This is a genomic window from Massilia sp. P2_C2 (assembly GCF_056404615.1).
Genome location: NZ_JBFUDR010000171.1, coordinates 1 through 13,168 on the forward strand (window position 1 = coordinate 1; position 13,168 = coordinate 13,168).

9 protein-coding genes and 1 tRNA gene are annotated in these 13,168 nt (G+C 59.8%); all 10 read left to right on the forward strand.

From position 1 onward, the window contains the following. Positions 1-57: 57 nt before the first annotated feature. A tRNA-Trp gene (locus tag AC1DYX_RS18990) sits at positions 58-133 on the forward strand. A gap of 37 nt (positions 134-170) precedes the next feature. Continuing rightward, positions 171-560, forward strand: coding sequence for a preprotein translocase subunit SecE (secE, locus tag AC1DYX_RS18995; protein ID WP_477261625.1), 390 nt, complete (start codon positions 171-173; stop codon positions 558-560). Continuing rightward, a complete protein-coding gene (gene nusG, locus AC1DYX_RS19000; RefSeq protein ID WP_477261627.1) occupies positions 560-1,174 on the forward strand; it encodes a transcription termination/antitermination protein NusG in 615 nt (204 codons plus the stop codon). Before secE ends, nusG begins: the two co-directional genes overlap by 1 nt. A gap of 113 nt (positions 1,175-1,287) precedes the next feature. Next, positions 1,288-1,719, forward strand: a complete 432-nt coding sequence (gene rplK, locus AC1DYX_RS19005; RefSeq protein WP_036239070.1) for a 50S ribosomal protein L11 — start codon at positions 1,288-1,290, stop codon at positions 1,717-1,719. Between the two features lies 1 nt (position 1,720). After that, the gene (gene rplA / locus AC1DYX_RS19010; RefSeq protein ID WP_477261630.1) at positions 1,721-2,416 is read left to right on the forward strand and encodes a 50S ribosomal protein L1; all 696 of its coding nucleotides are present in this window, start codon (positions 1,721-1,723) and stop codon (positions 2,414-2,416) included. A 314-nt stretch (positions 2,417-2,730) separates the two neighbouring features. Next, a complete protein-coding gene (gene rplJ / locus AC1DYX_RS19015; RefSeq protein ID WP_477261632.1) occupies positions 2,731-3,255 on the forward strand; it encodes a 50S ribosomal protein L10 in 525 nt (174 codons plus the stop codon). 51 nt (positions 3,256-3,306) lie between these two features. Further along, the gene (rplL, locus tag AC1DYX_RS19020; RefSeq protein ID WP_052234154.1) at positions 3,307-3,681 is read left to right on the forward strand and encodes a 50S ribosomal protein L7/L12; all 375 of its coding nucleotides are present in this window, start codon (positions 3,307-3,309) and stop codon (positions 3,679-3,681) included. Positions 3,682-3,963: 282 nt separating this feature from the next. Next, positions 3,964-8,073, forward strand: coding sequence for a DNA-directed RNA polymerase subunit beta (rpoB, locus tag AC1DYX_RS19025; protein WP_477261635.1), 4,110 nt, complete (start codon positions 3,964-3,966; stop codon positions 8,071-8,073). A 76-nt stretch (positions 8,074-8,149) separates the two neighbouring features. After that, complete coding sequence (gene rpoC, locus AC1DYX_RS19030; protein WP_477261637.1) at positions 8,150-12,394, forward strand: DNA-directed RNA polymerase subunit beta'; 4,245 nt, start codon at positions 8,150-8,152, stop codon at positions 12,392-12,394. Positions 12,395-12,578: 184 nt separating this feature from the next. Further along, the coding region (locus tag AC1DYX_RS19035) for a protein kinase domain-containing protein (RefSeq protein ID WP_477261639.1) at positions 12,579-13,168 on the forward strand (590 nt) is incomplete at its 3' end.

Below are 13,168 nucleotides of genomic sequence, written 5' to 3' on the forward strand. Positions count from 1 at the left end.
GTGTTGCGCGAAGTATCCGGGTCGCGTATAATGCTCGATTCAACTAGAAGTTTTTGTAGGGGCGTAGCTCAATTGGCAGAGCGTCGGTCTCCAAAACCGAAGGTTGGGGGTTCGATGCCCTCCGCCCCTGCCACCGAATTCGGTGCCAGGCACCCGAAAGTAAATTAAGTATGTCTAATCAATCCGTGCAAACCGTCGGCACCTCGAACGACAAGTTCAAGGTCGCGCTGGCAGTGGTTGCTACGATTGCAGGTGTGGTCGGCTTTTTCATCCTGAAAGGCCAGAACAAACCAGCCCTGATGTGCGCAGGCGCACTCGTGGCTGGTTTGGCTATTGCCGTCCTGCTCTTGTGGACTTCCGCCACCGGTCGTGACTTCCTTGTCTTCGCCAAAGAGTCCGTACGTGAAACGAAGAAGGTTGTATGGCCTACCCGCAAGGAAGCGACCCAGATCACCGCCGTGGTGTTCGGGTTCGTGCTGGTGATGGCAATTTTCCTGTGGGGCACGGATAAGATTCTCGAATTCCTGATGTACGACGTGATCCTGGGGTGGAAACAATAATGAGCGATAACGTTCAGCAAGATAACGTGCCGGGTGACGCCCCGGCACAAGACGCTGGTGCGCCTCTGAGTACTCCGGTCAGCAACAAGCGCTGGTACGTCGTGCATGTCTATTCCGGCATGGAAAAGAGCGTGATGCGCGGCCTGACCGATCGCATCGAGCGCGGCGGCATGCAGGAACAGTTCGGCCGCATCCTGGTTCCGACCGAAGAAGTGGTCGAAGTCAAGAACGGCAGCAAATCGGTATCCGAGCGTCGCTTCTTCCCGGGTTATGTGCTGGTCGAGATGGAAATGACCGACGAGACCTGGCACCTCGTGAAGAACACGCCGAAAGTCACCGGCTTCATCGGCGGCAAGAGCAACAAGCCGACCCCGATTCCGGCGCGCGAGATCGACAAGATCATGCAGCAGGTCCAGGAAGGTGTCGAGAAGCCGCGGCCCAAGGTGCTGTACGAAGTGGGCGAGCAGGTGCGCATCAAGGAAGGCCCGTTCACCGACTTCAACGGCTCTGTCGAGGAAGTCAACTACGAAAAATCGAAGGTGCGTGTGTCTGTCACCATCTTCGGCCGCGCGACTCCGGTGGAACTGGAGTTCGGGCAGGTAGAGAAAGTCTAAAACGCCGAATCGGAGCGTCGCAGCAGCAAGGCGGAATCCGATAAGAGGAGCTCCGCCGGATAAGTGGTATCGGTGGAGCGCTACCACTCATAATCGACATAGGAGCCAAGAAAATGGCAAAGAAAATCGTCGGTTTTATCAAGCTGCAAGTGCCGGCTGGTAAAGCAAACCCGTCCCCCCCGATCGGCCCGGCCCTCGGCCAGCGCGGTCTGAACATCATGGAATTCTGCAAGGCCTTCAATGCCAAGACCCAGGGCATGGAGCCGGGCATGCCGATTCCGGTCGTGATCACCGCCTTCGCGGACAAGTCGTTCACCTTCGAGATGAAGACCCCGCCGGCAACGTACCTGATCAAGAAATTCTCGGGCGTCACCAAAGGTTCGCCGAAGCCGCATACCGACAAGGTCGGCACGCTGACCCGTGCCCAGGCTGAAGAAATCGCAAAAATCAAGCAGCCGGACCTGACCGCCGCTGACCTGGACGCCGCTGTGCGCGTCGTGGCCGGCTCGGCTCGTTCGATGGGCATCACGGTGGAGGGTATCTAATATGGCCAAGCTGTCCAAGCGCGTCAAAGAAATCAAAGCCAAGGTCGACCGTAACAAGTCCTACGCTTTCGACAACGCCGTCGCAATCGTCAAAGAATTCGCCACCGCCAAGTTCAACGAGTCGATCGACGTCGCCGTGCAACTGGGCGTGGATCCGAAGAAATCGGACCAGGTCGTTCGCGGTTCCGTCGTTCTGCCGGCTGGTACCGGCAAGACCGTCCGCGTCGCTGTCTTCGCACAGGGCGACAAGGCCGAGCAGGCTAAAGCCGCCGGCGCCGACATCGTCGGCATGGAAGACCTGGCAGAGCGCGTCAAGGCCGGCGACATGCCGTTCGACGTCGTCATCGCTTCGCCGGACACCATGCGTATCGTCGGTACCCTGGGTCAGATCCTGGGCCCGCGCGGCCTGATGCCGAACCCGAAGGTCGGCACCGTGACCCCGGACGTGGCTGGCGCCGTCAAGAACGCCAAGGCCGGTCAGGTCCAGTACCGTACCGACAAGGCAGGTATCATCCACGCTACGATCGGCCGCAAGTCGTTCAGCGACGAACAGCTGAAGACCAACCTGGTCGCGCTGATCGACGCCCTGAACAAAGCCAAGCCGGCTTCGTCGAAAGGTGTTTACCTGCGCAAGGTCGCGATCTCGTCGACCATGGGCGCTGGCGTGCGTGTCGATCACGCTACCCTGGCTGCCTAATAGCAAGGAATGTAGGGTGGGCATTTGGGGCCGGGGGCCCCAAATGAAACGTGCCCACCTTGGCATGCAAAGAATTAAGTCCTTACAGAGCAACGTAGGGCAGATCTTTGGGCTGGCGGACTGAACCCCGCCAGGCAATCAAAGACCGTTGGGCCGAAAGCAGAAGGTTGGGCTGGAGGTTAATACATAAACCCAACGCAGATGGCGAACCCGAACAAGTTTTGTAGTCGATGCTTTGTCGTACTTCTTAACTTCGGACGCCGTGTTCGAACCGATGCGGGGGACGTCCCTCACATCATTTAAGGAGATTGACCGTGGGTCTTAATCTGAATGACAAAAAGGTCGTCGTCGAAGAAGTTGGCGCAAAAGTAGCAACTGCGCAAACCATCGTCGTCGCCGAGTACCGTGGCATCCAGGTTAGTGCTCTGACGAAACTCCGTGCAAATGCTCGTTCGCAGGGCGTGTACCTGCGTGTTCTGAAGAACACGCTGGCTCGTCGCGCTGTCGAAGGCACCCAGTTCGCACCGCTGGCTGAGACCATGGTTGGTCCGCTGATCTACTCGATCTCGGACGACGCCGTCGCAGCCGCCAAGGTGCTCAGCGACTTCTCGAAGACCAACGACAAACTGGTGGTCAAGGGCGGTAACTACGCTGGTAAGAACCTGGATGTCGCTGGCGTCAACGCGCTGGCAAGCATCCCGAGCCGTGAAGTCCTCATCGCCCAGCTGCTGGGCGTCATGCAGGCTCCGGTGTCCGGCTTTGCACGAGTTCTGGCTGCCGTGGCAGCACAAAAAGGCGAAGGTTCCGCAGCTCCGGCAGAAGCCGCTGCAGCAGAATAAGCAAGCCTTTTTGCTCAAGTACTAATCACAATCAAATATTTGGAGTTTCAAATGGCAATTAGCAAAGAAGAGTTCCTGGACGCAGTTGGCGCAATGTCGGTCATGGAACTGAACGACCTGGTCAAGGCTTTCGAAGAGAAGTTCGGCGTGTCGGCAGCTGCAATGGCAGCTCCGGCAGCTGGCGGCGGCGCCGCTGCACCGGCTGCTGAAGAGCAGACCGAATTCAACGTCGTGCTGGCTGAAGTCGGCGCGAACAAGGTCGGCGTCATCAAGGCCGTCCGTGAAATCACCGGTCTGGGCCTGAAAGAAGCCAAGGACCTGGTCGACGGCGCACCGAAGACTGTCAAGGAAGCCCTGCCGAAAGCTGACGCTGAAGCCGCCAAGAAGAAGCTGGAAGAAGCTGGCGCCAAGGCCGAGCTCAAGTAATACATATGCAAAGGGCGCTGGAAACAGCGCCCCGCGCCGGAGTCAAAGCGCGCAGATCCCCGCCGGAAGGAGGGGTATGCGGCTTTGGCTCTTTTGTCGTCCCTACGACAAAATACGGAATACCCCTGTTTCAGAAGCACCGCAGCACAGCATTATCGTAACACAGCAGCACCGGTTCCCAATCACCCGGCGGAATGCGGCGAGATTTGAGGCCTTGCATGTGGTGGCTTAACCACTGGCAATTCCTGAATTCTCATCCTTTCTGTCACTCACGGAGTGTCCATGCACTACTCATTTACTGAGAAGAAACGCATTCGCAAGTCGTTCGCGAAGCGCGCCAACGTTCACAACGTTCCCTATCTCCTCGCTACGCAGCTGGAGTCTTACGAGAATTTCCTGCAAGCGGATGCAGGGCCCTCCGTACGCAAGAACGAAGGTCTGCAATCGGCTTTCACCTCCATCTTCCCGATCGTGTCGCACAACGGTTTTGCGCGCCTCGAGTTCCTCTCTTACGTGCTGGGTGACCCCGCTTTCGACGTCAAGGAATGCCAACAACGCGGCCTGACCTTCGCGTCGCCGCTGCGCGCCAAGGTGCGCCTGGTGATCCTGGACAAGGAATCGCCGACCAAGCCGGTCGTGAAGGAAATGAAGGAACAGGAAGTGTACATGGGCGAACTGCCGCTCATGACCGCCAATGGTTCGTTCGTGATCAACGGCACCGAGCGCGTGATCGTCTCGCAGCTGCACCGTTCGCCGGGCGTGTTCTTCGAGCACGACCGCGGCAAGACGCACTCGTCGGGCAAGCTGCTGTTCTCGGCACGTATCATTCCTTACCGCGGCTCGTGGCTGGACTTCGAGTTCGACCCGAAGGACATCCTGTTCTTCCGCGTCGACCGCCGCCGCAAGATGCCGGTGACGATCCTGCTGAAGGCCATCGGCATGACGCCGGAGCAGATCCTCGCGAACTTCTTCGTGTTCGACAACTTCAACCTGCGCTCGGAAGGCGCGGAACTGGAATTCGTGGCCGAGCGCCTGCGCGGTGAAGTCGCGCGCTTCGACATCGTCGATCCGAAGACCGGCAAGACCATCGTGACGAAGGACAAGCGCATCAATGCCAAGCATGTGCGCGACATCGAAAACGCCGGCATCACCTATATCTCGGTGCCGGAAGACTACCTGATCGGCCGCGTGCTGGCGAAGAACGTCGTCGACGGCGACACGGGCGAGATCATCGCCAATGCCAACGACGAGCTGACCGACGAATTGCTGGGCAAGCTGCGCGACGCCAACATCCAGACCATCCAGACGCTGTACACCAACGACCTGGACCAGGGTGCCTACATCTCGCAGACGCTGCGTACCGACGACACCGCCGACCAGACCGCCGCCCGCGTGGCGATCTACCGCATGATGCGTCCGGGCGAACCGCCGACCGAAGAATCGGTGGAAGCGCTGTTCCACGGCCTGTTCTACAGCCCGGAACGCTACGACCTGTCGGCCGTGGGCCGCATGAAGTTCAACCGCCGTATCGGCCGTGACGAACTGGTCGGCGACATGACCCTGTCGAACGAAGACATCCTGGCCGTGATCAAGATCCTGGTTGAGCTGCGCAATGGTCGCGGCGAAGTCGACGACATCGATCACCTGGGTAACCGCCGCGTGCGTTGCGTGGGCGAACTGGCCGAAAACCAGTTCCGCGCCGGCCTCGTGCGCGTGGAGCGCGCCGTCAAGGAACGCCTCGGCCAGGCCGAAGCGGACAACCTGATGCCGCACGACCTGATCAACAGCAAGCCGATCTCGGCCGCGATCCGCGAATTCTTCGGTTCGTCGCAGCTGTCGCAGTTCATGGACCAGACCAACCCGCTGTCGGAAATCACGCACAAACGCCGTGTCTCCGCACTGGGCCCGGGCGGCCTGACCCGCGAGCGCGCCGGCTTCGAAGTCCGCGACGTGCACCCGACCCACTACGGCCGCGTCTGCCCGATCGAAACGCCTGAAGGCCCGAACATCGGCCTGATCAACTCGCTGGCACTGTTTGCCCGCCTGAACGAATACGGCTTCCTGGAAACCCCGTACCGCAAGGTCGAAGGTTCGAAAGTCACCGAGAAGATCGAATACCTGTCGGCGATCGAAGAAGGCCGCTACATCATCGCCCAGGCGAACGCGCAGATCAACGCAGAAGGCGAGCTGGTCGACGAGCTGGTCTCGGCACGTGAAGCGGGCGAGACCATCCTCGTGTCGCCGGAACGCATCCAGTACATGGACGTGGCCCCGGGCCAGATCGTGTCGGTGGCAGCATCGCTGATTCCGTTCCTCGAGCACGACGACGCGAACCGTGCACTGATGGGCGCCAACATGCAGCGCCAGGCCGTGCCTTGCCTGCGTCCGGAGAAAGCCTTCGTCGGTACCGGCATCGAGCGCACCGTGGCGGTGGACTCGGGCACGACCGTGCAGGCGACCCGTGGCGGTATCGTCGATTACGTCGACGCCGGCCGCGTGGTGATCCGCGTGAACGACGAAGAAGCGCAGGCTGGTGAAGTCGGTGTCGACATCTACAACCTGATCAAGTACACCCGTTCGAACCAGAACACCAACATCAACCAGCGTCCGATCGTGAAAGTGGGCGATCGCGTGGCTCGCGGCGACGTCATCGCCGACGGCGCGTCGACCGACCTGGGCGAACTGGCACTGGGCCAGAACATGCTGGTGGCGTTCATGCCGTGGAACGGCCTGAACTTCGAGGACTCGATCCTGATCTCGGAAAACGTCGTCAAGGATGACCGCTACACCTCGATCCACATCGAGGAACTGTCGGTCGTGGCGCGCGACACCAAGCTGGGCCCTGAAGAAATCACCCGCGACATCTCGAACCTGGCGGAAAACCAGCTGGCTCGCCTGGACGAGTCGGGCATCGTCTACATCGGCGCCGAAGTGCAGGCCGGTGACGTGCTGGTCGGTAAGGTGACGCCGAAGGGCGAAACCCAACTGACGCCCGAAGAGAAGCTGCTGCGCGCAATTTTCGGTGAAAAAGCGTCGGATGTTAAAGATACGTCGCTGCGCGTGCCGTCGGGCATGGTCGGTACCGTGATCGACGTGCAGGTGTTCACGCGTGAAGGCATCGTGCGCGACAAGCGCGCCCAGCAGATCATCGACGACGAGCTGAAGCGCTTCCGCCTGGACCTGAACGACCAGTTGCGTATCGTGGAAGGCGACGCGTTCCAGCGTCTGGAGCGTCTGCTGGTCGGCAAGACCGTCAACGGCGGTCCGAAGAAGCTGGCCAAGGGTGCCGTGATCGACAAGGCCTACCTGGACGACCTGGACAAGTTCCACTGGTTCGACATCCGTCCGGCCGACGACGAAACCGCCAACGCACTGGAGGCGATGAAGGAGTCGATCAACGAGAAGCGTCACCAGTTCGACCTGGCCTTCGAAGAGAAGCGCAAGAAGCTCACGCAGGGCGACGAGCTGCAGCCGGGCGTGCAGAAGATGGTCAAGGTCTACCTGGCCGTCAAGCGCCGCCTGCAGTCGGGCGACAAGATGGCAGGCCGCCACGGTAACAAGGGTGTGGTCTCGCGTATCGTGCCGGTGGAAGACATGCCGTTCATGGCCGACGGTACGCCGGCCGACGTCGTGCTGAACCCGCTGGGCGTGCCGTCGCGTATGAACGTCGGTCAGATCCTGGAAACCCACCTGGGTTGGGCAGCGAAAGGTCTGGGCCTGCGCCTGGGCGAAATGATCAAGGCCAAGGCCGAGACCGAGCAACTGCGCGCCTTCCTGGGCAAGATCTACAACGAGACGGGCAAGAAGGAAGACCTGGACAACTTCAGCGACGAGGAAATCGTCGAACTGGCGAGCAACCTCAAGAACGGCGTGCCGTTCGCGACCCCGGTGTTCGACGGTGCGCACGAAGAAGAGATCCGCCGCATGCTGGACCTGGCCTTCCCCGACCCGATCGCCAAGCACCTGGGCATGACCCCGTCGAAGAACCAGGTCACGATGTTCGACGGCCGCACCGGCGAAGCGTTCGAACGCAAGGTGACCGTGGGCTTCATGCACATGCTGAAGCTGCACCACCTGGTCGACGACAAGATGCACGCCCGCTCGACCGGTCCGTACTCGCTGGTGACGCAGCAGCCGCTGGGTGGTAAAGCCCRGTTCGGTGGCCAGCGCTTCGGTGAGATGGAGGTGTGGGCACTGGAAGCGTACGGCGCATCGTACGTGCTGCAGGAAATGCTGACCGTGAAGTCGGACGACGTGAACGGCCGTACCAAGGTGTACGAGAACCTGGTCAAGGGTGACCACGTGATCGACGCCGGTATGCCGGAATCGTTCAACGTGCTGGTGAAAGAGATCCGCTCGCTGGGTATCGACATCGATCTCGAGCGCAACTGACACACCAGGACGTATCGCGCTCCGCCCGAAGGCGGGGCGCGGTAGAAGTAMAGAATTCAATCACCCGGAGTGATAAATGAAAGCACTGCTCGATCTATTCAAGCAAGTTCAGCAAAACGAGAGCTTCGAMGCCATCAAGATTGGCCTGGCGTCGCCCGAGAAAATCCGTTCGTGGTCGTACGGCGAAGTCAAGAAGCCGGAAACCATCAACTACCGTACGTTCAAACCGGAACGTGATGGCCTGTTTTGCGCAAAAATCTTCGGTCCGATCAAGGACTACGAATGCCTGTGCGGCAAGTACAAGCGCCTGAAGCACCGCGGCGTCATTTGCGAGAAGTGCGGCGTCGAAGTCACCCTGGCGAAAGTCCGTCGTGAGCGCATGGGCCACATCGAGCTGGCCTCGCCGGTCGCGCACATCTGGTTCCTGAAGTCGCTGCCGTCGCGTCTGGGCATGGTCCTGGACATGACGCTGCGCGATATCGAACGCGTCCTGTACTTCGAAGCATACGTCGTGACCGATCCGGGCATGACTCCGCTGAAGAAGTGCCAGATCATGTCGGAAGACGACTACGCCGCCAAGTACGAAGAGTACGGCGACGACTTCACCGCATTCATGGGCGCCGAAGGCATCCGTGAACTGCTGCGCTCGATCGACATCGACCGCGAAGCCGAAGCCCTGCGCGTCGAACTCAAAGAGTCGAAGTCGGAAGCCAAGATCAAGAAGTACGCCAAGCGCCTGAAAGTGCTCGAGGCGTTCCAGCGTTCGGGCATCAAGCCGGAATGGATGATCATGGAAGTGCTCCCGGTCCTGCCGCCGGAGCTGCGTCCGCTCGTCCCGCTGGATGGCGGCCGTTTCGCCACGTCCGACCTGAACGACCTGTACCGCCGCGTCATCAACCGTAACAACCGCCTGAAGCGCCTGATGGAACTGCGCGCTCCGGAGATCATTACGCGTAACGAGAAGCGCATGCTGCAGGAAGCAGTGGACTCGCTGCTGGACAACGGCCGTCGCGGCAAGGCAATGACCGGCGCCAACAAGCGTCCGCTGAAGTCGCTGGCCGAGATGATCAAGGGTAAAGGCGGCCGCTTCCGTCAGAACCTGCTGGGCAAGCGCGTCGACTACTCGGGCCGTTCGGTCATCGTGGTGGGTCCGCAGCTGAAACTGCACCAGTGCGGTCTGCCGAAGCTGATGGCCCTGGAACTGTTCAAGCCGTTCATCTTCAACAAGCTGGAACTGATGGGTCTCGCGACCACCATCAAGGCTGCGAAGAAGCTCGTCGAGCAGCAGGAACCGGTCGTCTGGGACATCCTGGAAGAAGTCATCAAGGAACACCCGGTGATGCTGAACCGTGCGCCGACGCTGCACCGTCTCGGTATCCAGGCGTTCGAGCCGGTGCTGATCGAAGGCAAGGCAATCCAGCTGCACCCGCTGGTCTGCGCGGCGTTCAACGCCGACTTCGACGGTGACCAGATGGCAGTCCACGTCCCGCTGTCGATCGAAGCACAGATGGAAGCCCGCACCTTGATGCTGGCCTCGAACAACATCCTGTTCCCGTCGAACGGCGAACCGTCGATCGTGCCGTCCCAGGATATCGTGCTGGGTCTGTACTACGCGAGCCGCGAGGCGATCAACGCCAAGGGCGAAGGCATGCTGTTCCCGGACGTGTCGGAAGTCATCCGCGCATACGACAACAAGGAAGTCGAACTGGCGACCCGCATCACCGTGCGTATCGTGGAATTCCCGCGCAACGCCGAAGGCGGCTTCGACCAGACCCTGACCCGCTACGAGACCACGGTCGGCCGTGCGATCCTGTCCGAGATCCTGCCGAAAGGCCTGCCGTTCTCGGTGCTGAACCGCGCGCTGAAGAAGAAGGAAATCTCGAAGCTGATCAACACGTCGTTCCGCAAGTGCGGCCTGCGTGCGACCGTCGTGTTCGCCGACAAGCTGATGCAGTCGGGCTTCCGTCTCGCAACGCGCGCCGGTATCTCGATCGCCGTGGACGACATGCTGATCCCGGACGTCAAGAAGACCATGATCTCGACCGCAGAAACGGAAGTGAAACAGATCGAGCAGCAGTACGCCTCGGGTCTGGTCACCGCCGGCGAGCGTTACAACAAGGTCGTCGACATCTGGGGCAAGACCTCGGACGAAGTGGGCAAGGCGATGATGGACCAGCTCAAGGTGGAGCCGGTCACGAAGCGCGACGGTACGCAAGGCACGCAAGAGTCGTTCAACGCCATTTACATGATGGCCGACTCGGGCGCCCGTGGTTCCGCAGCCCAGATCCGTCAGCTGGCCGGTATGCGCGGCCTGATGGCGAAGCCGGACGGCTCGATTATCGAAACGCCGATTACCGCGAACTTCCGCGAAGGCCTGAACGTTCTGCAGTACTTCATCTCGACGCACGGCGCCCGTAAAGGTCTGGCCGACACCGCGCTGAAGACGGCAAACTCGGGTTACCTGACCCGTCGTCTGGTCGACGTGACGCAGGACCTGGTGGTGACGGAAGACGATTGCGGCACCAACAACGGCACGCACATGAAGGCGATGGTCGAAGGCGGTGAAGTGATCGAAGCCCTGCGCGACCGTATCCTGGGCCGCGTGACCGGTACCGACGTCGTCAATCCGGAAACGCAGGCGACCCTGTACGAAGCCGGCACGCTGCTGGACGAAGACATGGTCGAAGAGATCGAGCGTCTGGGCATCGACGAAGTCAAGGTCCGCACGCCGCTGAACTGCGACACCCGTTATGGCCTGTGCGCGAAGTGCTACGGCCGTGACCTGGGCCGCGGCATGCTGGTGAACTCCGGCGAAGCCGTCGGCGTCGTGGCGGCACAGTCGATCGGTGAACCGGGTACCCAGCTGACCATGCGTACGTTCCACATCGGTGGTGCGGCATCGCGTGCGGCGGTGGCATCGTCGGTCGAAGCCAAGTCGAACGGCACGGTCCGCTTCACGGCGACCATGCGTTACGTGACCAACGGCAAGGGCGCCCAGATCGTCATTTCGCGTTCGGGCGAAGTGCTGATCACGGACGACCACGGCCGCGAGCGCGAGCGTCACAAGGTGCCGTACGGCGCGACCCTGGTCGTGCAGGACGGCATGACGGTCAAGGCCGGCGTGCCGCTGGCAACGTGGGACCCGCTGACCCGTCCGATCATCACCGAGTACGCCGGTACGATCAAGTTCGAGAACGTGGAAGAGGGCGTCACCGTCGCTCGCCAGGTGGACGACGTGACCGGCCTGTCCACGCTGGTCGCGATCGACCCGAAACGCCGCGGCTCGGGCAAGGTCAACCGTCCGCAGGTCAAGCTGCTCAACGCCGAAGGTCAGGAAGTCAAGATCGCCGGCACCGAGCACGCCGTGACGATCGGCTTCCAGGTCGGCGCGCTGATCATGGTGAAGGATGGCCAGCAAGTGTCGGTGGGTGAAGTGCTTGCACGTATCCCGACGGAATCGCAGAAGACCCGTGACATTACCGGTGGTCTGCCGCGCGTTGCCGAGCTGTTCGAAGCCCGTTCGCCGAAAGATGCCGGCATGCTGGCGGAAGTCACCGGTACGGTCGCCTTCGGTAAAGAGACCAAGGGCAAGCAGCGCCTGGAAATCACCGACATGGACGGCAACAAGCACGAGTTCCTGATCACCAAGGACAAGCAAGTGCTGGTGCACGACGGCCAGGTGGTGAACAAGGGCGAGATGATCGTGGACGGCCCGGCCGATCCGCAAGACATCCTGCGCCTGCTGGGTATCGAAGCGCTGGCCCGCTACATCGTCGACGAAGTGCAGGACGTGTAYCGTCTGCAGGGCGTGAAGATCAACGACAAGCACATCGAGGTGATCGTTCGCCAGATGCTGCGYCGCGTGCAGATCGTCGAAGCCGGCGACACCGACTACATCGTCGGCGAGCAGGTGGAGCGTTCGGAACTGCTGGAAGAGAACGACCGCGTGACGGCCGCAGGCAAGCTGCCGGCGMMKTACGAAAACGTGCTGCTGGGTATTACCAAGGCATCGCTGTCGACCGACTCGTTCATCTCGGCCGCATCGTTCCAGGAAACCACCCGCGTGCTGACCGAAGCGGCGATCATGGGCAAGCGCGACGGTCTGCGCGGCCTGAAGGAAAACGTCATCGTCGGCCGCCTGATCCCGGGCGGTACGGGTCTGGCATTCCACCGCGCCCGCAAGGAAAAAGAGGCGTGGGAAGCGGAAGAGCGCCAGGCGCTGCTGCAGCAGGAGAAAGCCAATATGGCGGCCGAACTGCAGGCGATGGAAGATCAGCAGCAGGCTGCTTCGCTGGAACAGCATCATGGTGACGGCGAGTGATTGCTTCAGCCCTAGTCTGAACGGCTAATGAAAACGGCACCTTCGAGGTGCCGTTTCTATTTAATGGCTATGCGATCGGTTAAAAACTTTGACACCCGAACCGAGTGTCAAATGTAAAGTCAGCTGGAAGGTATCCGCTATAAAAATACTGAGCTGAATAAGTCCAAATCTTCAGGGAGTATCAATGTTTTTAAAAAATAAGTTCATTGGTGGGGGCGGTTTCGGTAAAGTTTATCTTGCTACGGACGTGAATAATTTTCCGTATGCATTAAAAGAGCTAAGTTTGGAAAATTATGCGAGCGATCATGCGTTATGTGAAAATTTAACTAAGCGCTTCAAGCAAGAGGCGATCAAGCAAGCTGAAGTAGTGCATCCAAATGTTATTCGAGTGCATTATCAACAGCTTGACGCAAGTCCACCTTTTTTTGTGATGGAACTTGCTCAATGCACATTTAAGGATGTGATTGCAGATTACATTGCTGGCGCCGTGCACTACGATTTAATAAAAAAAGGCTTATTTGATATTTTGTCAGGATTAGGTGCATTGCACGAAATCGGAATATGGCATCGAGATCTTAAGCCGCAAAACGTGCTTCTTGTCCCGCCTGACCGGTTTGCAATATCTGATTTCGGCTTAATTGCTGTCCGCGATGGCGAAGGTACAACATTAACAATGACGGGCACGACAGCAGGTACTCGCGATTATTCGCCGCCGGAGTTCATGCAGGATTTTAAAAAAGCTGATGCTAGTTCAGATTTCTATTCATTCGGCGC